Raw genomic sequence first — 23466 nt, 5'->3', positions numbered from 1 at the left:
TTCAGGCGAGAATGTCGCGGAAATCGGCAAAGACCCGGGCATAGACATCGCGCTTGAAGGGCACGATGCTGTCGATCAGATCCACCGCCCGCATCCATTGCCAGCGCTCGAACTCGGGATGTTCGGTGGCGATCCGCACCGCCGAATCCTCGCCCAGGAAGCGCATGGCGAACCATTTCTGCTTCTGCCCGCCATAGCGGCCCTTCCAGACCTTGCCCAGCAGCTCCGGCGGCAGGTCATAGGTCACCCAGCCCGGCGTCTCGGCCAGCACATCGACCAGATCGGTGGTCACCCCGGTCTCCTCGACCAGCTCGCGCAGCGCCGCCTCGCGCGGCGTCTCGCCCTGGTCGATGCCGCCCTGCGGCATCTGCCAGGCCGGGCCGGGATTGTCGATGCGCTGCCCGGCAAAGACCAGCCCCATCGGGTTGATCAGCACCACCCCGGCGCAGGGCCGGTAGGGCAGGCCCGAGGGCCCCAGCAGAGCCGCGCTCATTCCGCCTGCGCCCCCTGGGCGGCGTCCTCGCCGGTATTGGCGGGTTTCGCGGCCTCGGGCACGGCCTGGGCGTGGTAATCCACCGCCGCCAGGCCCTTGAGGATATCGACCGCATAGGCGAGCTGATAATCCTCCTCGCGCAGCTTGGCGGTGGCCTCGACCTGCTTGGCCTCCTCCTCGATCTGCTTGCGTTCCTCGTCGCTGATCGAATCGTTGTTCAGCGCCCCGCGCAGGTCGGCCTCCGAGTTCAGGAATTTCGACTCGGTCCGCGGCGTGTCGGCCTCGTCCTCCTCCTGCGGTTTCGGGGCGGGCTGCTCGACGATGATGTCGGGCTGGATGCCCAGCGACTGGATCGAGCGGCCCGAGGGCGTGTAATAGCGCGCCGTGGTCAGCCGGATGGCGCTGTCGGCGGTGACCGGCATCACCGTCTGCACCGAGCCCTTGCCGAAGCTCTTGGTGCCGACGACGATGGCGCGGCGGTGGTCCTGAAGCGCGCCGGTGACGATCTCGGATGCCGAGGCCGAGCCGCCGTTGATCAGCACCACCATCGGCTTGCCCTGCGCCAGATCGCCGGTCTTGGCGTTCCAGCGCTCGCTTTCCTCGGGCTTGCGGCCACGGGTCGAGACGATCTCGCCCTTGTCGAGGAAAGCGTCCGAGACCTCGATGGCCTGGTTCAACAGCCCGCCGGGGTTGTTGCGCAGGTCCACCACGAAGCCGGTCACCTTGTCGATGCCGCCCGCCTCCTTGATCGCCTTGTCCATCTCGGTCCTCAGGGTCGAGAAGGTCTCGTCATTGAAGGTCGAGATGCGCAGGATCACGGCATGGCCCTCGATCCGGGTCTTGACCACGGTCAGCTTGATCGTGTCGCGGGTGATGGTCAGGTCGAAGGGCTCCTTCTCGCCCTCGCGCAGGATGGTGATCTTGATCTCCGAGCCGACGGGGCCGCGCATCTTCTCGACCGCCTCGTCCAGCGTCAGGCCCATCAGCGATTCGCCGTTCACATGGGTGATGTAGTCGCCGGCCTTGACCCCCGCCTCGGCCGCGGGCGTATCGTCGATGGGCGAGATGACCTTGACGAGCCCGTCCTCCTGCCCGACCTCGATCCCCAGCCCGCCGAAGCTGCCGCGGGTCTGGGTCTGCATGTCGTCGTAATCCTTGGCCGACAGGAACGAGCTGTGCGGGTCGAGCGAGGTCAACATGCCGTTGATCGCCGCCTCGATCAGCTTCTTGTCGTCCACCTGCTCGACGTAATCGGCGCGCACGCGCTCGAACACGTTCCCGAACAGGTCCAGCTGTTCGTAGACCGAGGCGTTCTTGCCCGATTCCTGCGCGACCAGCGGGCCGGCGAATTGGGTGGCGACGGTGATGCCCGCAAGCGTGCCGATCGCCCCTGCCAGAAGATAATGTTTCATTCGGTTCCGTCCTGCCCGGTTGCGTTGCGGCCTGTCCCGTCCGTGGCCTCTCCGACAATGGGATTCATCACGAACCATTCTGCCGGGTCCAGTGTTTCCTTGCCCTTGCGGAGTTCAACATACAGTGTCTCGGTCTGTCCAGCGCCGCCTCCGGCGGCGGCATTGGCGACGAATTCGGCGCCGAACTCCTGCGCGGGCGGCTCCTGCCCGCCCATCAGCCCGACCGGCTCGCCCGCGGCCAGCACGTCGCCCGTCTCGCCGAAGACCTGGGCCAGCCCGGCAAATATCATCAGATACCCCCGCGCGGGCTCAACGATCATCACATTGCCGTAATCGAGCAGCGGGCCGCGATAGCGGATCGTCGCAGGCCAAGGCACCGTCACCAGCGCGGCGGGCGAGGTGGCGATCACCATTCCCGGCCTGCGCACCCCCGCGGCGTCGGGTTCGTCATAGCGGCGCAGCACCCGGCCCAGCACCGGCAGCGCCAGACTGCCCTGCGCGCCCTCGAAATCGGCCATGGGCGGGCCGACATCCTGCTCCATGCCGACGATGCCCGAGGCAAAGGCGTCCAGCGTATCGGCCGATTGCACCAGCGCGGTCAGCTCCCTGGGGTCCTCGCCGAAACGCACCGGCAGGCTGGAGCGGTCGGTGACGGCCGAGGCCAGCAGCCGCCGCGCCTCCTGCACCTGGTCCAGCCCCTGCGCCAGCGTGTTCGCCGCACTCAGCTGGATCGCCCGTACGGTGCGGATCTCCTCCAGCTTCTGCTGCATGTCGCGGGCCTCGGCCTCGAGCCCCGGCGCGACCGAGGACAGGATCATCCCCGCCCGGGCCGAGGATTCCGGCCCCGAGGGATGCAGCAGCAGCATGGTCTCGGGCGATTTCTGCATCGAGGTCATCACCCCCAGCACCCGGCCCAGACGTTCGCGCCGGGCGTCGAACTCGGCGCGGATCTCCTGTTCGCGGATGCCGGCGCGGCGCAATCCCTCGCGCAGCGCCGCCATGCCCTGCTCATAGGCGCGGATCATCCGGGTCAGCGAGGCGACCTGATCGTCCTCGGTCAGCGCCTCGTCCAGCTGGCCCACCGCGCCGCGCAGCATGTCGGCGGCCGCGGCCGCCTCCTGCGCGGCCTGGCTCAGCTGCGAATCGTCCTGCGCGGGCGTCGCCGGCTGGGCCGGAGCCATCGAGCCGAGGCCGAAGGCCAGCAGCATCGGCAGGAGCAGACTGGGTCTCATGCGCGCTCGATCAGCGAGGTGCCGGTCATTTCGGGCGGCAGGTCCAGGCCCATCAGGTCCAGCACCGTCGGCGCCACATCGGCCAGCCGGCCGTTGCGCAGTTCCGCGCCCTCGGGCCCGCCGAAGACGATCACCGGCACCGGGTTGGTGGTGTGGGCGGTATGCGGCCCGCCGGTCTCGGGATCGATGGTGGTCTCGCAATTGCCGTGATCGGCGATGACCACCGCGGCGCCGCCGGCCTTTTCCAGCGCCTCCAGCATCATGCCCAGCCCCTTGTCCACCGCCTCGCAGGCGCGGATGGCGGCGGGCAGGCTGCCGGTATGCCCGACCATGTCCGGGTTGGCATAGTTCACCACGATCAGGTCGTAGCCCGCCTCGATGGCCTCGACCAGCTTGGCGCTGACCTCGGGCGCGGCCATTTCCGGCGCCAGGTCATAGGTCGCGACCTTGGGGCTGGCCGGCATGAAGCGGTCCTCGCCCGGCTCAGGGGTTTCCTTGCCGCCGTTCAGGAAGAAGGTGACATGCGGGTATTTCTCGGTCTCGGCCAGGCGGAACTGGCGCAGGCCCCTGGCGGCGACCCAGGCGCCCAGCGTGTTGACCACCTGCCGCTTGGGATAGGCGGCCTGCATGTATTCGTCATGGCTGGCCGAATAATCGACCATGCCCAGCAGCGCCGCCCATTCCGGCCGCATGCCGGTGTCGAAGGCAGAGAAATCCGGCTGGCCGATGGCGGCCAGGATCTCGCGTGCGCGGTCGGCGCGGAAATTGAGGCAGAAGAAGCCGTCGCCGTCCTTCGCGCCGGCATAGCCCTCGATCACGGCGGGCTGGATGAATTCGTCGGTCTCGCCGCGCTCATAGGCGTCGGCCACCGCCTGCACCGCATCCGGGGCCGGCAGCCCCTCGGCGCGGATCATGGCGGCATAGGCGCGGGCGACGCGCTCCCAGCGATTGTCGCGGTCCATGGCGTAATAGCGGCCGATGACGGTGCCGATGCGCGCGGCCTCCGGCAGTTCGCCCAGAAGCTTGGTGACGAAGTCCAGGGCCGATTGCGGCGGCACGTCGCGGCCATCGGTGATGGCATGGATCACCACCGGCACGCCCTTGTCGGCCACCGCCCGCGCGGCGGCGATGACATGCTGGACATGGCCATGTACGCCGCCATCCGAGACGACGCCCATCAGATGCGCCGTGCCGCCGCTGGCCTTGAGCTTGCGGATGAGCTCACCCAGCGCGGCGTTCTCGTAGAAGCTACCATCCTCAATGGCGAGGTCGATCTGGCCGAGGTCCATGGCCACCACGCGGCCGGCGCCGATATTGGTGTGCCCGACCTCGGAATTGCCCATCTGGCCCTTGGGCAGGCCGACATCCGGGCCGAAGGTCACCAGCGTCCCATGCGGGCAATCACGCATCAGCCGGTCGAAATTCGGCGTCCTGGCCTGGTCGGGCGCGCTCTGCTCGGGGCGCGAGGAAATGCCCCAGCCATCGAGGATGCAAAGGACGACGGGTTTCGGACGGCTCATGCGGCACCTCTTTCGCGGGTCGCGACGCTTCTACGACTGCGGGGCGCGCGGGGCAAGGTCACCACGGATTCTGGCGGATTCGTGAAGGCGCAGCGCCCCGACCTTCGGTGCTGTTGCAGGAGTATTTTGTGAAACGGTGAAAAGCGAGGAGCGCGACCCGACCAAAGCGGAGGCTCGGCTGCCTTTCCCTTTTCACCGTTCTGAAAATACTCATGCGGCAGTGCGGCTGGTCTCTACCGCTGCCCGTTCAGGCGCGGGCCTCGGCGGCGATTTGGGCGGCAGTCTTGCGGCCGCGTTCGGTCGCGGATTTCAGCTGACCGCAGGCGGCCATGATGTCCTCGCCTCTGGGCGTGCGGATGGGCGAGGCATAGCCGGCCTTGTGGACGATGTCGGCAAAAGCCTCGATCCGCTCCCAGCTGGAACGGCGATAGGGCGAGCCGGGCCATTCGTTGAAGGGGATCAGGTTCACCTTGGCCGGGATGCCGCGGATCAGCCGGACCAGTCGCCGCGCGTCCTCGTCGCTGTCGTTCACCCCGTCCAGCATCACATATTCGAAGGTGATGCGTTCCGAGTTCGACAGGCGCGGATATTCGCGCAGCGCATTGAGCAGCGTCTCGATGTTCCACTTGCGGTTCACCGGCACCAGCTTGTCGCGGGTTTCGTCGGTGGTGGCGTGGAAGCTGACGGCCAGAAGGCAGCCGATCTCCTCGGCGGTCTTGGCGATCTCGGGGACGATGCCGCTGGTCGACAGCGTGATGCGGCGGCGCGACAGGCTGATGCCCTCGCCGTCCATCACCACCTTCATCGCGTCGCGGACATTGTCGAAATTGTAGAGCGGCTCGCCCATGCCCATCAGCACCACGTTCGAGACCAGCCGCGTCTCGTCCTTGGGCGCGCCGGGCTTGGGCCATTCGCCCAGGTCGTCGCGCGCCACCATGACCTGGCCGACGATCTCGCCCGCCGTCAGGTTGCGCACCAGCTTCTGCGTGCCGGTGTGGCAGAAGGAGCACGTCAGCGTGCAGCCGACCTGGGACGAGATGCAGAGCGTGCCGCGGTTTTCCTCGGGGATATAGACGGTCTCGACCTCGTGCCCGCCGCTGATGCGCAGCAGGTATTTGCGGGTGCCGTCGGCGCTGATCTGGCGGGTGACGATCTCGGGCAGGGCGATCTCGAACTTCTCGGCCAGCAGGGCGCGATAGTCCTTGGCCAGATTGGTCATCTGCGCGAAATCGCGCACGCCCCAGTGATAGACCCATTGCCAGATCTGGCCGACGCGCATCTTGGCCTGCCGTTCCGGCGTGCCGGCCTCGATCAGCGCCTCGTACAGCTGCGCGCGGGTCAGGCCGACCAGGTTCCGCCGTGCTGTCTCGGGCAGTTTGCGCGGGATGGTCAGCAGATCCTGGGTGATCGGGGCGGCGGGCGTGACGGGCGACGGGGCGTTCATGGTTGCGGGTCCGGGCGGCGAGGGAGGCAATGGGCCTATATAGGGCAAAGCGGCCCAAAAGAAAACAGGGGCTCGCGCCCCTGTCCATGTCGGTTCCGGCAGGTGCGGCCTATTTGCAGGCCGCCTGCGCCTTGTTGGTCGCGGCGGTGATGCCCGACAGGCTGAAGGTGTCCTTGGTCACCGTGCCCCGCGCCGAACGGCCGGTGACGATGGCCGAGGACCCGGCGCGCAGGGCCGAGACCAGCTTGGCGTCGTCGGCCGGAGAGCCGGTCCAGGCGCTTTCGCCCTCGGTGAACAGCTTGAAGACCTGGCCGCCGATATTCACCTCGACCGCCGAATCCGGGGCGAAGGGATAGCCGCCCGAGAACGAGACCTCGCCCGACTGGCCGGGCCGATAGGCGACGTAGAGCCGGATGTCGCCGCGCGTCACCTCCTTGGGCTTGCCGCTGGTGTCCAGGTTCTGGGTGGATTTCGGGGCCGAGACGGCCCAGCATTCCTTGGGACTGTTCGCCGAGAAGACGGTCCAGTCGCCCTCGGTCCCGACTACATTCGTCGAGTCCTGGGCCAGGACTGGCGAAGACGCGGCGATCGCGAGTGCGGCGGCTGCCGCTGCGGCGCGCGGCGCGAATTTCAACATGCTCTGGCCTCCTGCCATGGTCCGGTTCGATCCGGCTTGTTGCCGATGACGGTGGTGTTTTCAACCATCCGGCGGCAAGATAATGCGAAAAGGAAGTCGTGAAAAACCCCCGTTCGCGGAAAATCGCGCGATTGTCAGAGGAAAAACAGCCATGACCGCTGCCAGACTTATCGAATTGTGGCGTGGCGGGATGCGCGAAAGCAGCCATCTGGGCCATGTGGTGATTGCGGATGCGAATGGCATCGTCGAGGCCTGGGGCAATCCCGGCGCGGTGATCTATCCGCGCTCGTCCTGCAAGATGATCCAGGCACTGCCGCTGGTCGAAAGCGGCGCGGCCGATGCGGCGGGGCTGACGAGCGAGCATCTGGCCCTGGCCTGCGCCAGCCATAACGGCGCCCGCATCCATACCGAGCGGGTCGCGGCCTGGCTGTCCGCGCTGGGGCTCGAGGATGGCGACTTGCGCTGCGGCGCGCATCTGCCGAGGGATCCGGCCGAGCACAAGCGGCTGATCTGCTCGGACGAAAGCCCCTGCCAGATCCACAACAACTGCTCGGGCAAGCATGCCGGATTCCTGACGCTCAAGCGGCACATGAATGCCGGGCCGGAATATGTCGAGATCGACCATCCGGTGCAGCGCGCCGTGCGCCGAGCCTTCGAGGAGGTGACCGGCGAGACCGCCGCCGGCTGGGGCGTCGACGGCTGCTCGGCGCCGAATTTCGCCTGCACTGTCGAGGGGCTGGCCCATGCCATGGCCGGCTTCGCCCAGCCGGGCGCCGGGGCGCGCGGCCAGGCGCAGCGGCGGCTGGTCGAGGCGATGCTGGCCCATCCCGAGCTGGTCGCCGGCGAAGGGCGGGCCTGCACCGAGCTGATGCGCGCGATGCGGGGTCGCGTCGCCGTCAAGACCGGGGCCGAGGCGGTCTTTGTCGGCCTCGTTCCCGAGCGGGGGCTGGGCATTGCGCTGAAGATCTCGGACGGCGGCACCCGGGGCGCCGAGGCGGCGATCACGGCGCTGATGCTGCATCTGGGCTTGCTGGAGGAAGGCCACCCGGTGGTGCAGAAATACCTGACCGGGACCTTGCGCAACTGGCGCGGCCTGGCGACAGGCGAATTGCGCCGCGCCGAGGGTTTTCCGAGCTGATGCCCCTGCCGTGGCATCGTACCCTCTCGGCAAGATCGGGGGCTTTGCCCCCGCGCGTTCCGCGCTCCCCCAGGATATTGGGACACGAAAGAAACCAGGCGCCGCGCATGGCTTTTGCCGGGCTTCTTTCGTGTCCAAATATCCTGCGGGGGAAGCCCGTCGGGCTTGCCCGGCGGGCGTGGGGGCGCAAAGCCCCCATGTCTACAGCAATTGCCAGATCAGCCGCAGCGCCAGCGCGGACGAGGTCACGACCAGCAACGGCTTGATGACCCTTGCGCCGATCCGCATCGCCAGCCGTGCGCCCAGCATGGCGCCGGCGATCTGCGCCACGGCCATGACGGCGCCGACCAGCCAGAGCGGCTTGCCCACCGCGGCGAAGGCGACCAGCCCGCCCAGGTTCGAGGCGAAGTTCAGCAGTTTCGTATGCGCGGTGGCCTTGAGGATGCCGTAGCCCGCCAGCATGACGAAGCCCAGCATGAAGAACGATCCGGTGCCCGGCCCGACCAGCCCGTCATAGAAGGCGACGACGGGCACGACCGTGGCGGTGAAGGCGGCCGGGGCGATGCGGCGCATGCGGTCGGTATCGTCCAGCCCCGGCTTCAGCGCGAAGAAGACGGCGATGCCGATCAGCACCAGCGGCAGGCCGTAGCGCAGCGCCTGCGCCGGGATCCAGGTCACCAGGAGCGCACCGCAGAGTCCGGCCGCAAAGGCCACCGCCGCCGCGCCGATTTGCGCGCGCAGGTCCACCAGCCCGCTCCGGGCATAGGAGATCGCTGCCGTGGCGGCGCCGAAGACGCCCTGCACCTTGTTGGTGGCCAGCGCCTGCGCGGGCGGCAGGCCGGCCAGCAGCAGCGCCGGCACGGTGATGAGCCCGCCCCCGCCGGCGATGGCATCGACGAAGCCGGCCGCGAAGGCGGCGCCGGCCAGCAGGAGCACGAGATCGAGGGACAGTTCGAACATGCCGCCCCTTTGGGATGCCGCGCAGGAAATGTAAAGCCGATGCGCATGGTGCGGCCGGATGCGCATTTCGGCAACGAAGGAGCCGCGGAGGAGGCTGGCCGCCGGCGCCGGCGGCCATGAGTATTTGGGAAACGGTGAAGGTGCTCAGGCGCGGGGATGGGCGGCGCGATAGACGGCCAGCAGGTGGGCGTCGTCCACGCCGGTATAGACCTGGGTCGTGGACAGGCTGGCATGGCCCAGGAGTTCCTGGATCGTGCGCAGATCGCCCCCCGCCGCCAGGAGATGCGTGGCGAAGGAATGGCGCAGCGCATGCGGGGTGGCGGTCGGCGGCAGGCCCAGCACCTGCCGCGCCTGGCGCATCGCGGCGGAGATCAGCGCCGGATTCAGCCGGCCGCCGCGGGCGCCGCGAAACAGCGGTGCCTTGGCCTCCAGCGGGTAGGGGCATAGCCGCAGATAATCGGCGATGGCCTCGCGCGCGATGGGCAGGACCGGCACCTGGCGTTCCCTGCCGCCCTTGCCGCGGATGGTCAGCGCCTCGCGCAGCGGCCAGTCGGCGCCGTCGAGCCCCAGCGCCTCGGAGATGCGCAGCCCGCAGCCCCAGAGCAGCGTCAGCACCGCCGCGTCGCGGGCGGCGATCCAAGCCTCGGGATGGGTGCTGCCGGCGATATCCAGCACCTCCTGCGCCTGTTCGGGCGCCAGCGGGCGGGGCAGCGAGCGGGTGTATTTCGGGCTGCGCGAGGCCAGCGCCTTCGAAGCGTCGAAACCGTGCCGGTCGGACATCCAGCGGATGAAGCTGCGCGTCGCCGAGAGCCTGCGGGCCAGCGAGCGGGCCGAAAGCCCGCGGCCGCGCTCGGCGGCGGCAAAGGCGCGCATGTCGGTCTGCGTCAGCCCGGCCAGCGTCGCGGGCAGGGCGGGCGTGCCGTGATAGCCGCCCAGGAAGGAGAGAAAGGCCAGCAGGTCGGCCTGATAGGCGCGGATCGTGTGGTCGGACCGGTCGCGCGCCGCGCGCTCGCTGTCGAGCCAGCGCGCGAGATTGTCGGCCATGGCCGGGGCCAGCGCCAATGGCTCGGCCCCGCCGGTCATTTCCTGAGCCAGGAGATCAGCACCAGCCGGAACGCCTGGCCGAAGAAGCGCAGCAGATCCGTGCCCTGGGCCGGGGTGAAGCGCCCGAGATCGGCCGAGCCCATCAGCAGCAGCGCCGGGAAGCGGCCGGGGCCGAGGTCGATGGGCAGCAGCGCCTCGGAACGGATCGGGGCGCGAGCCTCGCCATGGAAGGCCAGGGTTTCGCCCGCCACACGGCGCAGCACGATGTCGTCGCCGCGCGGCATCCGCCGCCCGCCCGAGATCAGCCGGGCCACGGTGCCGGCGGGGGCGATCATCAGCGGGCCGTCATTCTCCGGCTCGGGCACCTCGTCGCCCGATTCCATCACCAGCCGCAGGGTTTCGACCCGCAGGATCGGCGCCACGGCGATGTCGAGGTTTTCCAGGAACTCCTCGAAATCCATCGGCTCCAGCAGCGACAGCACGGCGCGGTGGATGGTGTTCATCCCCGACTGGTTGTCATAGGCGGCCGAGATCACCGATTCATGCGCCGCCTCGAGCCGGTCCAGCCGCGCCTCCAGCGCCTGCATGGCGCGGCCGCGGATGTCGATGACGTTCTCGCCCACCTCGGCCTCGCGCGCGCCGATCAGCGCGCGCATCAGGTCGCGGTCGGAGAGGATCAGCTCGGGCTGCGCCAGCAGCCGGGCGCGGATGTCCTCGGTCAATTCGGCCGCGGTCTGCTCGGTCATCAGACGATCTTCTGGCCGGTCTTGGCCCAATCGGCGGTGAACTGCTCCAGCCCCTTGTCGGTCAGCACGTGATTCGCCATCGCCTTGATGACGGCGGGCGGCGCGGTGATCACGTCGGCGCCGATCCGGGCGGCATCGGTGATGTGGTTCACCGAGCGGATCGAGGCGGCCAGGATCTGGGTCTGGAAGTCGTAATTGTCATAGATCTCGCGGATCTGGGCGATCAGCTCCATGCCGTCGAAATTGATGTCGTCGAGCCGGCCGATGAAGGGGCTGATGAAGGTGGCGCCGGCCTTGGCGGCCAGGATCGCCTGCGCGGCCGAGAAGCACAGCGTCACGTTGACCTTGTGGCCCTGCGAGGACAGCGCCTTGCAGGCCTTGAGCCCGTCCCAGGTCAGCGGCACCTTGACGGTGATGTTGGGGGCGATCTTCACCAGGTGCTCGCCCTCGCGGATCATGTCCTCGGCCTTCAGGGCGACGACTTCGGCGCTGACCGGGCCCTCGACGATGTCGCAGATCTCCTTGGTGACTTCCAGGATGTCGCGGCCGGATTTCAGGATCAGCGAAGGGTTGGTGGTGACGCCGTCCACCATGCCAAGGTCGTTGAGCTCGCGGATGGCGGCGACGTCGGCGGTATCGACAAAGAATTTCATGTGGAGGAGCCCTTCTTGCGGTTTTGCCGTGGGTTTAGCGCATAACAGCCGGCGCGTGAAGTCCGGCCTGCGCGGCTTGCGGGGCATGGCGCCGACATGCCACTATCCGGCCTCATGCACGGAGAGAATGTCGTGGAAGCCTTTCAGCCCGATCTCATTGACCTGTTGCCGGCCCTGGCGGCCGGGCCGCTGCTTGTCGGCAACTGGCCGGTGCTGCTGCTGATCGGCTGGGCCGCGCTGCCGGCCTGAGATGTCCCCGCCGCTGTTCTATCCCCATGGCGCGCGCATCGCGGTGCTGACGCAAGAGGTGGTCGGCGTGCTCGACTATCTTGCGCCCGAGGGCGGCGTGCGGCTGGGCCAGCTGGTCGTGGTGCCGCTGGGCCCGCGCCGGGTGATGGGCGCGGTCTGGGGGTCGGGGATCGGCGATTTCGATGCGGCGAAGCTGCGGCCGGTGGCGCGGCTGATCGACGCGCCGCCCTTGGCGCCCGGCATGATCGAGTTCCTGATCCGCATGGGCGAATACACGCTGACGCCGCTGCCCTCGCTGCTGCGGATGGCAACGCGGGCGCCGGACCTGGACCAGCCGCCCTCGGCCCGGCGCATCATCCATCGCGCGGGACCGCCGCCCGTGCGCATGACCGATGCCCGCGCCGCCGTGCTGCGGGTGATCGAGGACCATGGCGGTGCCGGTTTCGCGCCGGGCGAGCTGGCGCAGCTGGCCGGGGTCAGCGCCTCGGTGGTGCAGGGGCTGGTCAAGGCCGGCACGCTGGCCGAGGTGCTGGCGCCGCGCGACGTGCCCTATCCGAAGCTCGATCCGAGCCTGCCGGGCAAGCCGCTGGCCCCCGATCAGCTTGAGGCGGCCGAGACCCTGCGCGCGGCGCTGAAGAGCCGCGGCTATGGCACCACGCTGCTGCGCGGCGTCACCGGCTCGGGCAAGACCGAGGTTTACCTTGAGGCGGTCGCGGAATGCCTGCGGCAGGGCCGGCAGGCGCTGGTGCTGCTGCCCGAGATCGCGCTTTCGGCCGAGTTCCTCGACCGGGTCGAGGCGCGCTTCGGCGCCCGGCCCGGGGAATGGCATTCCGGCATCACCCGCAGCGAACGCCGGCGGTTGTGGACCATGGCGGCGCAAAACCATGTCGGGCTGGTGGTGGGCGCGCGTTCGGCGCTGTTCCTGCCCTTTGCCGACCTAGGCCTGATCGTCGTCGATGAGGAGCACGATTCCAGCTACAAGCAGGAGGATGCGGTCTATTACAGCGCCCGCGACATGGCGGTGCTGCGTGCCAGCGTCGAGCAGGCGCAGGTGGTGCTGGCCTCGGCCACGCCCTCGGTCGAAAGCTGGGTGAATGCGGGCTTGGGCAAATATCGCCGCCTCGACCTGCGCGCCCGCTATGGCACGGCGGACCTGCCCGAGATGGGCACCATCGACCTGCGCCAGCAGGAGATGGAAAAGGGCCGCTGGATCAGCCCCCGGCTCGCCACGGAAATCGCGCTGCGCAAGGAACGCGGCGAGCAGTCGCTGCTGTTTTTGAACCGGCGCGGCTATGCGCCGATCACCGCCTGCCGGGCCTGCGGCCAGCAGATCGGCTGCGACCATTGCGACGCCCGCATGGTCGAGCATCGCTTCCAGAACCGCCTGGTCTGCCATCAATGCGGCGCGACCAAGCCGATTCCGACCGCCTGTCCCGCCTGCGGCGTCGAGGGCAAGATGACCGCCATCGGGCCGGGGGTGGAACGGCTGGCCGAGGAGGTGGCCGAGCGCTTCCCCGAGGCGAAGGCGACGGTGCTGTCCTCGGACCTGTTCCACTCGGCCCGGGCGCTGAAGGAGGCGATCGCCGAGATCGGCGCCGGCGGCACCGACATCATCATCGGCACGCAGATCGTCGCCAAGGGCCACAATTTCCCGCGCCTGACGCTGGTCGGGGTGATCGACGCCGACCTGGGCCTGCAAGGCGCCGACCTGCGCGCGGCCGAGCGCAGCTTCCAGCTGATGCGCCAGGTCGCCGGCCGGGCCGGGCGCGAGGGCGGCGATGCGCGGGGGCTGGCGCTGTTGCAGACCTACCAGCCCGACCATCCGGTGATCCGCGCCATCCTGTCGGGCGAGGACGAGGCGTTCTGGGATGCCGAGGCGGCGGCGCGGCAGGCGGCGGGCATGCCGCCCTTTGGCCGGCTGGCCGGGATCATCCTGTCGCATCCCGACCAGCCGGTGGTCGAGGATTACGCCCGCGAGCTGGCCCGCCGCGCCGAGCCGCTGCGCGGCATCGGTGCCGAGCTGTTCGGCCCGGCGCCCGCGCCCATCGCCCGCATCCGCGCGCGTTATCGGGTGCGGATGCTGATCCGCGCGCCGCGCCAGGCCCCCTTGCAGGGCGCCATCGCGCAATGGCTGGCGGCGGCGCCGAAGCTGCCGACCAACCTGCGGCTGGCGGTGGATATCGACCCGCAAAGCTTTCTCTGAACCCGCGCCGAGCATGGCCGCGGCTTCGCCGGCAATCGTCCGGCTGTTGTGCCGGCGGGCGTTTCCGGCCGCTTGCATGGGTTGCGGATGGAAAAACCCCGGGGGCGGGTGGCCCCCAGGGGTGCACTCGTTACCACTACCGCCCCCGGCACCGGCGTCGCCGGGCGCCGTCCGGGGGCCGGATCGATTACGGGCGCAGGTCGAAACGGTCGGCGTTCATCACCTTCACCCAGGCCGCCACGAAATCCTCGACGAATTTCCCGGCATTGTCGTCCTGGGCATAGACCTCGGCATAGGAGCGCAGGATCGAGTTCGAGCCGAACACCAGATCCAGCCGCGTCGCCGTCCATTTCGTCGCGCCGGTCTTGCGGTCGCGGATCTCGTAGTGATCGCCGGCCTTGGCCCAGGTATTGGCCATGTCGGTCAGGTTCACGAAGAAATCCGTCGTCAGCGCGCCGATCCGGTCGGTGAAGACGCCGTGCTTGCTGTCGCCGTGGTTGGTGCCCATCGCCCGCATGCCGCCGACCAGCACCACCATCTCGGGCGCGGTCAGGCCCATGAGCTGGGTGCGGTCCAGCATCAGTTCCTCGGGGGCGACGACGTAGTCCTGTTTCAGCCAGTTGCGATAGCCGTCATGGATCGGTTCCAGCACCGCGAAGCTGTCGGCATCGGTCATCTCGTCCGTGGCATCGCCCCGGCCGGGCGCGAAGGGCACCTCGATGTCGTGGCCCGCCGCCTTCGCCGCCAGCTCGACCCCGACATTGCCGGCCAGCACGATGGTGTCGGCGACGCTGGCGCCGAACTCGGCCGCCAGCGGCTCCAGCACCGACAGCACGCGGGCCAGGCGCTGGGGCTCGTTGCCTTCCCAGTCCTTCTGCGGCGCCAGGCGGATGCGGGCGCCATTGGCGCCGCCGCGCATGTCCGAGCCGCGGAAGGTGCGCGCCGAATCCCAGGCGGTCGCCACCATCTCAGCCGGGCTCAGCCCGCTCTGGGCGATGCGCGCCTTCAGCCCGGCGATGTCGTAGTCGCGGTTGCCGGCGGGAATCGGGTCCTGCCAGACCAGATCCTCGGTCGGCGCCTCGGGGCCGAGATAGCGCGATTTCGGCCCCATGTCGCGGTGGGTCAGCTTGAACCAGGCGCGGGCGAAGGCATCGCTGAACGCCTCGAAGTCGTTCATGAAGCGCAGCGAGATCTCGCGATAGATCGGATCGACCTTCAGGGCCATGTCGGCATCGGTCATCATCGGCATGACGCGGATCGAGGGGTCCTCGACATCGACCGGCTTGTCCTCCTCGGCGATCGAGATCGGCACCCATTGCGAGGCGCCCGCCGGGCTGTGGGTCAGCGTCCATTCATGCTTGAACAGCATGTCGAAGAAGCCGTTGTCCCATTTCGTCGGGTTGGTGGTCCAGGCGCCCTCGAGACCCGAGACCACCGTGTTGCGCCCGATGCCGCGGCCCTTGGTGTTCATCCAGCCGAGGCCCTGGAATTCCGGGTCGGCGGTTTCGGGATCGGGGCTCAGATCGGCGGCGCTGCCATTGCCGTGGCACTTGCCGACGGTGTGACCGCCGGCGGTCAGCGCCACGGTTTCCTCGTCGTTCATGCCCATGCGGGCGAAGGTCTCGCGCATCTGGTAGGCGGTGGCCTGCGGGTCGGACTTGCCGTTCACCCCCTCGGGGTTGACGTAGATCAGGCCCATCTGCACGGCGGCGAGCGGGTTGGCCAGCGTCTCGGCCTTGCTCACGTCGCCATAGCGGCTGTCGCTGGGGGCGAGCCATTCCTTTTCATCGCCCCAATAGGTGTCCTTTTCGGGGTGCCAGATATCCTCGCGGCCCAAGGCGAAGCCATAGGTCTTGAGGCCGGCGACCTCATAGGCGACGGTGCCGGCCAGCACGATCAGGTCGGCCCAGGAAATCTTGTTGCCGTATTTCTTCTTGATCGGCCACAGCAGGCGGCGGCCCTTGTCGGTGTTGACGTTGTCGGGCCAGGAGTTCAGCGGCGCAAAGCGCTGGTTGCCGGTATTGGCGCCGCCGCGGCCGTCGCTGGTCCGGTAGGAGCCGGCAGCGTGCCAGGCGGTGCGGGCGAACATGCCGACATAGCTGCCCCAGTCGGCCGGCCACCAGTCCTGGCTATCGGTCATCAGCGCGCGCAGGTCGGCCTTCAGCGCCTCGACGTCCAGCGTCCTGACCGTCTCGCGGTAGTTGAAGCCCTTGAGCGGGTTGGTCTTGCTGTCGTGCTGGTGCAGGATGTCGAGGTTCAGCGCGTTCGGCCACCAGGCCATGACCGAACTGCCCAGGGCCGTCATCCCCCCATGCATCACGGGGCATTTCCCAACGCTCTCGATGTCGTTCCCGTCCATATCGGTCTCCCTTGCTAGGTCGCGTCACCGGTGCCGTGGGGGCACCGCGTGCGGACTATGGCTCTCATGCAGCCGCAGCGGATGGTTTCTGCGAATCCGCACACTTTCTGACGACAGGTTCTAGCAGCTTTCAGGATTGTTGGAATTTATATGTTTTAATGGGGATAATAATCAGAGGTTATGATGGCGGCGCCTGCCTGTCGCGATCAGCCGCGCGGGCGGGCGCGATCCATCAGGCCGCGGATCCAGCGCCCCGAGGCCCAGGCGGCCGGCACGCCCAGCACCAGCGCGGCGCCGGCCGCCCGGATCGGCGCCAGCACCGGCAAGCCGACCCAGCTGGCCAGCAGCGACAGCATGAACAGGTTGATCCAGACCGCCGCCGCCGCGAAGGGATAGAACAGCAGCGCCAGTTTCCAGACCGGCCAGCCGTCAGTGGCTGGTTCCGTCCTCGAAGGTGATCTTGTTCCAGACATTGTATTTCCCCGAAGGCTTGCGCATCGGCAGCCGTTTCACCTCGTCCAGCGTCTTTGCATCATAGACCACGACCGCGCCCTCGTCCTCCCACAGCGAAACCAGGACATGGCTGCCGTCGCGGGTGAATTCGCTATGGGCGAAGGTCTGGCCCGGGAAGGGCGCGAGCGTCTTGACGATTTCCAGCGTCTGCTTGTCGATGACGTGCATCTCGTCCCTGTGCGGGCCGAAGAACACGTCCGCCCAGACATAGGGGCTGGTGGCATGGCCGCGCAGGAAAAAGCCGGGACCGTCGGTCTTGATCTGCTTGACCAGGCTCCAGTCCTGCATGTCGATGACCGAAAGCACGCCCTCGCCCAGATGCGGGGTGGCCATGACGCGGCGGCCGTTCCGTTCCCAGGTGATGCCCGAGCCCAGATGCGGCATGCCGGGCAGCGGCAGTTCCGCCACCTTGTGCCCGTCGTCCAGGTCGATCACCACGCCCTTGTCGCCGTCGCGATTGGCGCCGATCAGCTGCCGATAGTCGGGCGAGAAGAAGAAATCGTCCAGCGGCTCGTCGATCGGGATGCGGCGAATGGAGAGGTCGGTGGTCGCGACCTCCCAGATCTCGGGCGCGTCCTTCAGCGCCAGCACGAAGCTGCGGCGCTGCGGCGCCTGATAGACGGCGCTGACCCGGCTGGGGGTGCCGCCGACCTGCGTGTCGATCAGCCGCAGCGGGTTTAGGTCGGAATCCAGGATGGTCAGGCTTTCCGGCAGGTAGTTCGCCACCGCGATGCGCTGGCCGTCCGGGCTGATGGCGATGTTGCGGCTGTTCAGTGCGGCGCGGATGCGGCCGACCTCGGCCAGCGACCAGATGTCGTATTTCTGCACCCAGCCGTCGCGCGACATGATGTAGACGAAGCGCCCGTCGGGGCTGAATTTCGGCCCGCCATGCACGGCGAAGGGGGTGGCGAAGCGGTCCAGAATCTCGAACGTGTCGCCGTCCAGCACGCTGACGTGATGGTCACCGGTCTCCACCACCAGCGTGATGTTCAGCGGATCGGCGGCAAAGACCGGCTTGTCCGCCGGCCGGTAGTCGGCATTCATCTCGCGACTGGCGGCGATCTGCGCGGCGCTCCAGTCCGGGCGGTGGTCCAGCGGCGCGGTGACATAATCCACCAGCGCGGCGATGGCCTCGGGCGACAGCCGGTCGGCAAAGCCCTCCATCTGGGTCGAGACCCGGCCCTGGGCGATCACCGCGTCGATGCCCTTCACGCGTCCCAGCGTCTCGGGGATCAGCGCCGGGCCGGTGCCGCCCAGCCGGTCCTCGCCGTGGCAGGCGGCGCAATGCTCGGCATAGTCGGCGGCCGGATCGGCATGGGCCATCAGCGGCAGGGCGAGCAGCAGGCTAAAGGAAACGATGGGCCGGATCATGGCTTTTTCCCCGGAAAGGCGTGACGGCAAGGCGGTCCAGGTCGGCGCCCTCTGCGCCGATCTCGGTGCCCGAGAGATAGCAGGCCGGATCCTCGGCCCATGGATCGCCGGTCAGTTGCAGCGCCCGGATGCGGGTATTGCCGCCGCAGACCGCCTGATAGGCGCAGGCGCCGCAGCGCCCCTTCAGCGGCCGCGGCCGGGTGCGCAGCGTGGCCAGGATCGGGTCGTCCCCGGTCCAGATCGCCGAGAACGGCCGTTCCTTGACCGAGCCCAGTGTATAGTCCGACCAATAGGTGTCGGGATGGACGCGGCCCTGCGGGTCGATATTGCCGACGCCGAGGCCCGAGGAATTGCCGCCCCAGGCCTCCAGATGCGCGCGCAGATGGGCGACGGCGGCGGGCGGAAAGCGCGTCTCGGCCCAACGCAGGAAATAGACCGCATCGGCATCGTTGTTGCCGGTGACGACCTCCAGCGGTTCGGCCTTTTCCACCGCCTCCCAGGCGCGGGCGATCAGCAGGTCCATGGCGCGGCGGGTGCGGGCATGTTCGGTATCCTCGCCCCGGTGCTTGTCGCCGCGGCCGGCATAGACCAGATGCGACAGGTAGAACTTGTCCACGCCTTCGTCGCGGCACAGGTCCAGCATGGCGGGCAGATGATGGGCGTTGCCCTCGGTGATGGTGAAGCGCAGGCCCACCTTGACGCCCTGCGCCTTGCAGGCCCGCACGCCGGCCAGCGCCTGGTCGAAGGCGCCCTCGACGCCGCGGAACCAGTCGTTCACCGCGCCGATCCCGTCCAGCGAGATGCCGACATAGTCGAAGCCCAGCCCGGACAGCCGGTCCACGTTGCCGGCGTCGATCCTGGTGCCGTTGGTGGACAGCGACAGGTGGCGGAAATCCAGCCGCCGCGCCTCCTCGGCCAGTTCCCAGAAGTCGAAGCGCGACATCGGCTCGCCCCCCGACAGGATCAGCGCCGGGATGCGGAAATCCGACAGGTCGCGTAGCACGGCCATGGCCTGCTCATGCGTCAGCTCGCCCGGAAAGGGCCGGTCGGCCGAGACGGTATAGCAATGGCGGCATTTCAGGTTGCAGCTGCGCGTCAGGTTCCAGATCACCACCGGGCGGACCGCATCCGGCCGGCTGCGGCGGCGCGGCGGCGAGGGGTCCAGAAGCTGGTGCATGTATTGGGTCAGGCGGAACATGGTTTGCCTTTCTTAGCCGTCCTTCAGGCGCAGGCCGGTCTTTTTCAGGATCCGGGTGGAATAGAGGATGTCGTCGCCCCGGCAGGCGGTGCCCAGCAGGGCGCGGACCTGGGCGCGCTTGTCCTCGACCTCGGCGCGGCTCTGGCCGTGCAGCATGGCGAAGAGGTTGTAGCGCCAGACCGGCGCGCGCGGCCGCAGGTAGCAATGCGTCACGAAATCCAGCGCGCCGATCCTTTCGCCCAGGGCTTCCGCCCGCGCGTCGTCCACGTCCCAGACGCTCATGCCGTTCGCGGTCATTCCCAGCGCGTAATGATTGGGCGCGATGGCGATGCGGCGGATCACGCCGCGCGCATGCAGGATCGACAGCCGGGTGATGACCTGCGTCTCGGTCAGGCCCAGATCGGCGGCGATCCGGGCATAGGGCGCCTCGACCAGCGGCAGGCCAGCCTGCGTGGCGGCGATCAGCCGGCGGTCGGTATCGTCCAGGACCGTCATGCCGCCACCCGAAAGCCGATGAAGAACTCCCGCAGCTTGGGAAAGCGCCAGACGGTCAGCCCGGTCTCGGCCTCGATGCGCCCGGCGGTCTTGGCGATGCCCTCGGGCGTGGCGGTGGCCAGCACGAACCACATGTTCAGCGCATGGTCGCGGGCATAGTTATGCGCCACTTCGGGATGGGCGTTCACCAGCGCGGCGATGCGGTCGAAATCCGCCTCGGGCGCGGACAATGCGCAAAGGCAGAAGGCCCCGCCCATCGCCGCGGCGTCGTAGAAGGGACCGAAGCGGGTGATGGCGCCGATCTCTTGCAGCCGCTCGATCCGCTGGATCAGTTCGGCGCCGCTGAGGCCAAGCGCCGCGCCGGCATCGTCGAAAGGGCGGGGGCTCAGCGGAAACGCTTCTTGCAGGCGGTTCAGGATGGCGCGGTCGGTGTCATCCAGCGCCTCGGGCGGCAGGGTGTGGCGTCTCATGCGGCGACCTCGGCGATGATGGCGCCCCGCTGGCGAAAGCAGCGGGTCGAGAACAGGATGCGATGCGGCACGTCTTTCAGCTCTGGCAGGGCGCGGGCCTCGGCCAGCACCTCCATCGCCTCGGCGCGGGAACGGGCGTGGATCATGCAGAACAGCGGCCAGTTCCACAGTCCCGGCACGGTGCGGCGCTGATAGCACAGCGTCACGCCGGGAACCCCAGCCAGCGCGGTGCCGGCGATCTCGACAGCGGTTTCGGGCAGCCGCCAGACCACCATGGCATTCTGGGTCCAGCCAAGCGCGCGGTGCTTCACGATCACGCCGACCCGGGTCAGGATGCGCGCCTCGGCCAGCGCGCGGATGCGCGAGATCACCTCGGCCTCGCTGCGGTGCAGCGCCTGCCCCAGTGCGACGAAGGGGCGCGGGACCAGCGCCAGCCCGGTCGAAAGCGCCTGCATCAGCGCGCGGTCGCGCGGGCGCAGGGCGTCCAGATCGGCGGGCCGGTCCAGCGCCATGGCGCGGCGTGGGCCGATCAGCGGAAAGCCCAGGTCGATGTTGAAGGCCCGCACCAGCGGCAGGGACAGGGGCACCAGCCGGGTCGCCAGCTCGATCCGGGCCAGGCTGTCATCCAGCGCCTCGGTATCGGGAGCGGTGGCGACGAACCACAGGTTCCAGTCGCTGCCCTCGCGCAGATAGGCATGATTGACGCCCGGCTCGGCCCCGACCAGCGCCGCGACCTCGTCGATGCGCCGGGCGGGCACCCGCAGCGCGGCCAGGGTCGAGGCGCCGGCGGTGTTCGGCCGGCAGGTGGCGCCGATGCGGGCGACGACCCCCTCGTCGCGCAGCCGGGACAGACGGGCGATCACCTCGGCCTCTCCGGTGCCGAGGCGTTGGGCGATGGCGGCGAAGGGCCGAGGCTCCAGCGGCAGGTCGCGTTGGAAACCGTCGAGCAGGCGCAGGTCCAGATCGTCCATGGTCACAGCCCCGTCCGATGTGCGCGGTCGGTGAAGAAGATGCCCGAGGGCGCGCGGGCCTCGATCTCGCCCAGCACCTCGCGGGTGCGGGTGTCGCGGATCTCGACCCGGTTCTCGTCGCGGACCGACAGCCAGACCTCGCGCCCGCGCGGGGCGAATTCCATGTGCAGGACGCCCTTGCCGGGGGCCAGGGTGTCGATGACCTCATGGCTCAGCACATCGACCACTTGCAGCTTGTCGTTGTCGGGCGGGGCGAAATTCACCCAGACCTCGCGCTTGTCGGGGCGGGCCAGCGCAAAGACCGGCTGGCCGGCCAGGTCGGTGCGGGCGATCTCCGCCAGCCCGTCGGCATCGACCCAAAGCAGTTGGTGCAGCCCCACGGCGGGCAGGGCAAAGACCCCGTCGGCCAGCGTCCAGCCTTGCAGATGCGGCATCTTGTAGACCGGCAGGTCGGGCTGGTCCTTGCCGTAATCGGGCAGGAAGCGCGTGACCTTGGGCGGGTCCTGCCACAGATCGACCTGCGTCAGCCCCTTTTCGCCGAACAGCCCGACGATATAGTGCCGCCCGTCGCCGGTCAGCAGCGCGTCATAGGGATTGGCGCCGATGCCCTCCAGCTTGGTGACCGCCGGCTGCGCGGCATCGGTGGAATGGTCGAGGATCCAGACCTCGCCCGTGTCCCAGGTCGCGACGACGAAGCGCGAGCCCGGCGCATCGGCGATGCCCACGGTCTTCGATCCCATCGGCACGTCCGCCACCAGTTCCAGCGTTTCGGCGTCGAAGACCTTGACGCCGCCCGGCTCGTAATTCGCCACCGCGACCAGCCGGCCGTCGTCCGAGATGGCGCCGCCGATGGAATTGCCGGCCTGCACCACGCGGCGGACCACCTGACGGGTCAGGATGTCCACCTTGGTCAAGCCGCCGTCGCGGCCGAAGACATAGGCGAAACGCTCGTCGGGGGAATAGACCAGGCTGGCATGGGACAGGTCGCCCAAGCCCTCGATCCGGCCGATGGCGGCGCGTTCGCTGCGATCCACGACCAGCAGCGAGCCCGCCTCGCGCTCGACGATCAGGCCCAGATCGCCGGTGCCGCGCAATTCGTCGGCCAGCGCCGGGCTGGCGATCAGCAGGAGGGCGGCGAGAGTTGCCTTGAACATCATTCCGTCTCCGTCTTCAGAAGGTAATCGGCGATCCAGCGCGCCTCGTCCTCGGTCAGCAGCGGGCGCCAGCCGGGCATGGCGGTGCCGGGCATGCCGTCCAGGATCACGCCGCTCAGATCCTCGACGTCGCGCCCGGCCAGCGCCCCGGCGGTGATCGGCCGGCCCAGCCCGCCGGTCAGCCGCAAGCCGTGACAGGAACCGCAATCCTGGCGCACCATGTGGCGCAACTGGTCCTGCCGCGCGGCGTCGGGCGGGCCCGCCACCGCGGTCCCGGCCAGCAGCACCAGCAGGAACGCCAGCCTAGCCATGCGCCACCAGCCGCCATTCCGGGTGGCAGAGCCCCTGGGGCAGGGCGCCATCCTCGGCCAGCGCCGCGACATGGCCGACGATGAACAGCACCGGCGCCGGCAGCGGCTTGCGCGCCAGCAGCGCGGCGATGTCCTGAAGCGTCGCGTGCAGCCGCTGCTCTTGCGGGGTGCTGGCCTGCGACACGGCCAGCACCGGCAGGTCGGCCGGCATGCCGTGGCGGATCAGCTGGGCCGCGATCTCGGCCATGTTCGCCGCGCCCATATAGACGGCCAGCGTGGTCTGCGGATCGGCCAGCGAGGCCCAGTCGAGGTCCAGCGCCGCGTCCCGCGCCCGGTGGCCGGTGACATGGCGCAGCCCGGTCGCCAGCCCGCGATGCGTCAGCGGAAAGCGGGCCGAGGTGGCCGCCCCCTGTGCCGCGGTGATGCCGGGCACATAGTCGCAGGGGATGCCGGCGCGGGTCACGGCCTCGAACTCCTCGCCGCCGCGGCCGAAAATGGTCGGATCGCCGCCCTTGAGCCGCGCCACGGTCAGGCCGGCGAGGCCCAGTTCGACCAGCAGGGCGTTGATCTCATCCTGCGGCACGGGATGGAAGCCCGCCGCCTTGCCCACCGGGATGCGCCGGACATGGGCGGGGACGCAGGCCATCACCTCGTCCGAGACCAGCCGGTCATGCACCACCACATCCGCCTGCTGCAAAAGCCGCAGGGCCCGCAGCGTCAGCAATTCCGGGTCGCCCGGACCGGCGCCGATCAGATCGACCCTGCCCATCCCAGCCTTGCCCCGCGCCGCGCCGTCCACGCCGCTGCGCGCGGCCTTTCCTTGCGCGGCCCCGTTTGTCACCGTCTTGCCGGCCATGTCGAACCCCCATTGAAATACTGCCGGGGCGGGGGCG

General features: G+C 69.0%; 23 protein-coding genes. 3 read left to right on the top strand and 20 right to left on the bottom strand.

Annotated elements, in window-relative coordinates:
* Nucleotide 1: 1 nt before the first annotated feature.
* From AQY21_RS17625 to AQY21_RS17600, 6 genes are all read right to left on the bottom strand, one after another.
* The gene (locus AQY21_RS17625) at nucleotides 2–493 is read right to left on the bottom strand and encodes an RNA pyrophosphohydrolase (RefSeq protein WP_058098911.1); all 492 of its coding nucleotides are present in this window, start codon (nucleotides 491–493) and stop codon (nucleotides 2–4) included.
* The gene (locus tag AQY21_RS17620) at nucleotides 490–1905 is read right to left on the bottom strand and encodes a S41 family peptidase (protein WP_058098910.1); all 1416 of its coding nucleotides are present in this window, start codon (nucleotides 1903–1905) and stop codon (nucleotides 490–492) included. The genes AQY21_RS17625 and AQY21_RS17620 overlap by 4 nt, the downstream gene beginning before the upstream one ends.
* Nucleotides 1902–3137 carry a murein hydrolase activator EnvC gene (locus AQY21_RS17615; protein ID WP_058098909.1) on the bottom strand — a complete coding sequence of 412 codons (1236 nt, stop codon included), beginning with the start codon at nucleotides 3135–3137 and terminating at the stop codon, nucleotides 1902–1904. Before AQY21_RS17615 ends, AQY21_RS17620 begins: the two co-directional genes overlap by 4 nt.
* Nucleotides 3134–4657: a 2,3-bisphosphoglycerate-independent phosphoglycerate mutase gene (gene gpmI / locus AQY21_RS17610; RefSeq protein ID WP_058098908.1), complete on the bottom strand. Its 1524-nt coding sequence runs from the start codon at nucleotides 4655–4657 to the stop codon at nucleotides 3134–3136. Before gpmI ends, AQY21_RS17615 begins: the two co-directional genes overlap by 4 nt.
* 247 nt (nucleotides 4658–4904) lie before the next feature.
* Complete coding sequence (gene rlmN / locus AQY21_RS17605) at nucleotides 4905–6101, bottom strand: 23S rRNA (adenine(2503)-C(2))-methyltransferase RlmN (RefSeq protein ID WP_058098907.1); 1197 nt, start codon at nucleotides 6099–6101, stop codon at nucleotides 4905–4907.
* A gap of 109 nt (nucleotides 6102–6210) precedes the next feature.
* Entirely contained in the window at nucleotides 6211–6738 is a 528-nt protein-coding gene (locus tag AQY21_RS17600; protein ID WP_058098906.1) for an invasion associated locus B family protein, read from the bottom strand.
* A 151-nt stretch (nucleotides 6739–6889) separates the two neighbouring features.
* Between AQY21_RS17600 and AQY21_RS17595 the strand changes: the two genes are divergently transcribed.
* A complete protein-coding gene (locus AQY21_RS17595; protein ID WP_058098905.1) occupies nucleotides 6890–7876 on the top strand; it encodes an asparaginase in 987 nt (328 codons plus the stop codon).
* A gap of 201 nt (nucleotides 7877–8077) precedes the next feature.
* Here the strand turns inward: AQY21_RS17595 and AQY21_RS17590 are convergent, their stop codons facing one another.
* The 4 genes from AQY21_RS17590 to fsa form a co-directional block, all read right to left on the bottom strand.
* On the bottom strand, nucleotides 8078–8836 hold the full coding sequence (locus AQY21_RS17590) for a TSUP family transporter (RefSeq protein WP_058098904.1): 759 nt from the start codon (nucleotides 8834–8836) through the stop codon (nucleotides 8078–8080).
* A 144-nt stretch (nucleotides 8837–8980) separates the two neighbouring features.
* Complete coding sequence (locus AQY21_RS17585) at nucleotides 8981–9919, bottom strand: tyrosine recombinase XerC (protein WP_058098903.1); 939 nt, start codon at nucleotides 9917–9919, stop codon at nucleotides 8981–8983.
* Nucleotides 9916–10626, bottom strand: coding sequence for a DUF484 family protein (locus AQY21_RS17580; protein WP_058098902.1), 711 nt, complete (start codon nucleotides 10624–10626; stop codon nucleotides 9916–9918). Before AQY21_RS17580 ends, AQY21_RS17585 begins: the two co-directional genes overlap by 4 nt.
* Nucleotides 10626–11279, bottom strand: a complete 654-nt coding sequence (fsa, locus tag AQY21_RS17575) for a fructose-6-phosphate aldolase (protein ID WP_024843021.1) — start codon at nucleotides 11277–11279, stop codon at nucleotides 10626–10628. Before fsa ends, AQY21_RS17580 begins: the two co-directional genes overlap by 1 nt.
* Before the next feature lie 96 nt (nucleotides 11280–11375).
* Here fsa and AQY21_RS29180 point away from each other — a divergent pair, with 96 nt between their 5' ends.
* Together AQY21_RS29180 and AQY21_RS17570 are read left to right on the top strand one after the other, a co-directional pair.
* Complete coding sequence (locus AQY21_RS29180; RefSeq protein ID WP_162531879.1) at nucleotides 11376–11528, top strand: hypothetical protein; 153 nt, start codon at nucleotides 11376–11378, stop codon at nucleotides 11526–11528.
* Between the two features lies 1 nt (nucleotide 11529).
* A complete protein-coding gene (locus AQY21_RS17570) occupies nucleotides 11530–13731 on the top strand; it encodes a primosomal protein N' (RefSeq protein WP_058098901.1) in 2202 nt (733 codons plus the stop codon).
* A 187-nt stretch (nucleotides 13732–13918) separates the two neighbouring features.
* Here the strand turns inward: AQY21_RS17570 and katG are convergent, their stop codons facing one another.
* The 10 genes from katG to cobA form a co-directional block, all read right to left on the bottom strand.
* Nucleotides 13919–16090 (bottom strand): catalase/peroxidase HPI, encoded by a 2172-nt coding sequence (katG, locus tag AQY21_RS17565; protein ID WP_058098900.1) that lies wholly within the window; start codon nucleotides 16088–16090, stop codon nucleotides 13919–13921.
* Between the two features lie 206 nt (nucleotides 16091–16296).
* Nucleotides 16297–16563 carry a hypothetical protein gene (locus AQY21_RS17560; RefSeq protein WP_058098899.1) on the bottom strand — a complete coding sequence of 89 codons (267 nt, stop codon included), beginning with the start codon at nucleotides 16561–16563 and terminating at the stop codon, nucleotides 16297–16299.
* Nucleotides 16520–17974: a nitrite reductase gene (locus AQY21_RS17555; RefSeq protein WP_058098898.1), complete on the bottom strand. Its 1455-nt coding sequence runs from the start codon at nucleotides 17972–17974 to the stop codon at nucleotides 16520–16522. The genes AQY21_RS17560 and AQY21_RS17555 overlap by 44 nt, the downstream gene beginning before the upstream one ends.
* Nucleotides 17949–19172, bottom strand: coding sequence for a heme d1 biosynthesis radical SAM protein NirJ (gene nirJ, locus AQY21_RS17550; protein ID WP_058098897.1), 1224 nt, complete (start codon nucleotides 19170–19172; stop codon nucleotides 17949–17951). Before nirJ ends, AQY21_RS17555 begins: the two co-directional genes overlap by 26 nt.
* Nucleotides 19173–19184: 12 nt before the next feature.
* Nucleotides 19185–19667: an AsnC family transcriptional regulator gene (locus AQY21_RS17545; RefSeq protein ID WP_058098896.1), complete on the bottom strand. Its 483-nt coding sequence runs from the start codon at nucleotides 19665–19667 to the stop codon at nucleotides 19185–19187.
* The gene (locus AQY21_RS17540) at nucleotides 19664–20137 is read right to left on the bottom strand and encodes an Lrp/AsnC family transcriptional regulator (protein WP_058098895.1); all 474 of its coding nucleotides are present in this window, start codon (nucleotides 20135–20137) and stop codon (nucleotides 19664–19666) included. The genes AQY21_RS17545 and AQY21_RS17540 overlap by 4 nt, the downstream gene beginning before the upstream one ends.
* A complete protein-coding gene (locus tag AQY21_RS17535) occupies nucleotides 20134–21108 on the bottom strand; it encodes an AsnC family transcriptional regulator (RefSeq protein WP_058098894.1) in 975 nt (324 codons plus the stop codon). Before AQY21_RS17535 ends, AQY21_RS17540 begins: the two co-directional genes overlap by 4 nt.
* Nucleotides 21109–21110: 2 nt before the next feature.
* A complete protein-coding gene (locus AQY21_RS17530) occupies nucleotides 21111–22265 on the bottom strand; it encodes a cytochrome D1 domain-containing protein (protein ID WP_058098893.1) in 1155 nt (384 codons plus the stop codon).
* Nucleotides 22262–22573 (bottom strand): cytochrome c, encoded by a 312-nt coding sequence (locus AQY21_RS17525; RefSeq protein WP_058098892.1) that lies wholly within the window; start codon nucleotides 22571–22573, stop codon nucleotides 22262–22264. The genes AQY21_RS17530 and AQY21_RS17525 overlap by 4 nt, the downstream gene beginning before the upstream one ends.
* Nucleotides 22566–23429, bottom strand: a complete 864-nt coding sequence (gene cobA / locus AQY21_RS17520; protein ID WP_058098891.1) for a uroporphyrinogen-III C-methyltransferase — start codon at nucleotides 23427–23429, stop codon at nucleotides 22566–22568. Before cobA ends, AQY21_RS17525 begins: the two co-directional genes overlap by 8 nt.
* Nucleotides 23430–23466: the final 37 nt, after the last annotated feature.

The sequence above is a fragment of the Paracoccus sp. MKU1 genome (genome assembly GCF_001447385.1).
Lineage (GTDB): Bacteria > Pseudomonadota > Alphaproteobacteria > Rhodobacterales > Rhodobacteraceae > Paracoccus.
This window is presented reverse-complemented; position numbering and strand designations above follow the sequence as displayed.

Coding starts and splice junctions, on each gene's coding strand:
- AQY21_RS17625 (WP_058098911.1), bottom strand. CDS start 493: ATGAGCGCGGCTCTGCTGGGGCCCTCGGGCCTGCCCTACCGGCCCTGC.
- AQY21_RS17620 (WP_058098910.1), bottom strand. CDS start 1,905: ATGAAACATTATCTTCTGGCAGGGGCGATCGGCACGCTTGCGGGCATC.
- AQY21_RS17615 (WP_058098909.1), bottom strand. CDS start 3,137: ATGAGACCCAGTCTGCTCCTGCCGATGCTGCTGGCCTTCGGCCTCGGC.
- gpmI (WP_058098908.1), bottom strand. CDS start 4,657: ATGAGCCGTCCGAAACCCGTCGTCCTTTGCATCCTCGATGGCTGGGGC.
- rlmN (WP_058098907.1), bottom strand. CDS start 6,101: ATGAACGCCCCGTCGCCCGTCACGCCCGCCGCCCCGATCACCCAGGAT.
- AQY21_RS17600 (WP_058098906.1), bottom strand. CDS start 6,738: ATGTTGAAATTCGCGCCGCGCGCCGCAGCGGCAGCCGCCGCACTCGCG.
- AQY21_RS17595 (WP_058098905.1), top strand. CDS start 6,890: ATGACCGCTGCCAGACTTATCGAATTGTGGCGTGGCGGGATGCGCGAA.
- AQY21_RS17590 (WP_058098904.1), bottom strand. CDS start 8,836: ATGTTCGAACTGTCCCTCGATCTCGTGCTCCTGCTGGCCGGCGCCGCC.
- AQY21_RS17585 (WP_058098903.1), bottom strand. CDS start 9,919: ATGACCGGCGGGGCCGAGCCATTGGCGCTGGCCCCGGCCATGGCCGAC.
- AQY21_RS17580 (WP_058098902.1), bottom strand. CDS start 10,626: ATGACCGAGCAGACCGCGGCCGAATTGACCGAGGACATCCGCGCCCGG.
- fsa (WP_024843021.1), bottom strand. CDS start 11,279: ATGAAATTCTTTGTCGATACCGCCGACGTCGCCGCCATCCGCGAGCTC.
- AQY21_RS29180 (WP_162531879.1), top strand. CDS start 11,376: ATGCCACTATCCGGCCTCATGCACGGAGAGAATGTCGTGGAAGCCTTT.
- AQY21_RS17570 (WP_058098901.1), top strand. CDS start 11,530: ATGTCCCCGCCGCTGTTCTATCCCCATGGCGCGCGCATCGCGGTGCTG.
- katG (WP_058098900.1), bottom strand. CDS start 16,090: ATGGACGGGAACGACATCGAGAGCGTTGGGAAATGCCCCGTGATGCAT.
- AQY21_RS17560 (WP_058098899.1), bottom strand. CDS start 16,563: ATGTCTGGAACAAGATCACCTTCGAGGACGGAACCAGCCACTGACGGC.
- AQY21_RS17555 (WP_058098898.1), bottom strand. CDS start 17,974: ATGATCCGGCCCATCGTTTCCTTTAGCCTGCTGCTCGCCCTGCCGCTG.
- nirJ (WP_058098897.1), bottom strand. CDS start 19,172: ATGTTCCGCCTGACCCAATACATGCACCAGCTTCTGGACCCCTCGCCG.
- AQY21_RS17545 (WP_058098896.1), bottom strand. CDS start 19,667: ATGACGGTCCTGGACGATACCGACCGCCGGCTGATCGCCGCCACGCAG.
- AQY21_RS17540 (WP_058098895.1), bottom strand. CDS start 20,137: ATGAGACGCCACACCCTGCCGCCCGAGGCGCTGGATGACACCGACCGC.
- AQY21_RS17535 (WP_058098894.1), bottom strand. CDS start 21,108: ATGGACGATCTGGACCTGCGCCTGCTCGACGGTTTCCAACGCGACCTG.
- AQY21_RS17530 (WP_058098893.1), bottom strand. CDS start 22,265: ATGATGTTCAAGGCAACTCTCGCCGCCCTCCTGCTGATCGCCAGCCCG.
- AQY21_RS17525 (WP_058098892.1), bottom strand. CDS start 22,573: ATGGCTAGGCTGGCGTTCCTGCTGGTGCTGCTGGCCGGGACCGCGGTG.
- cobA (WP_058098891.1), bottom strand. CDS start 23,429: ATGGCCGGCAAGACGGTGACAAACGGGGCCGCGCAAGGAAAGGCCGCG.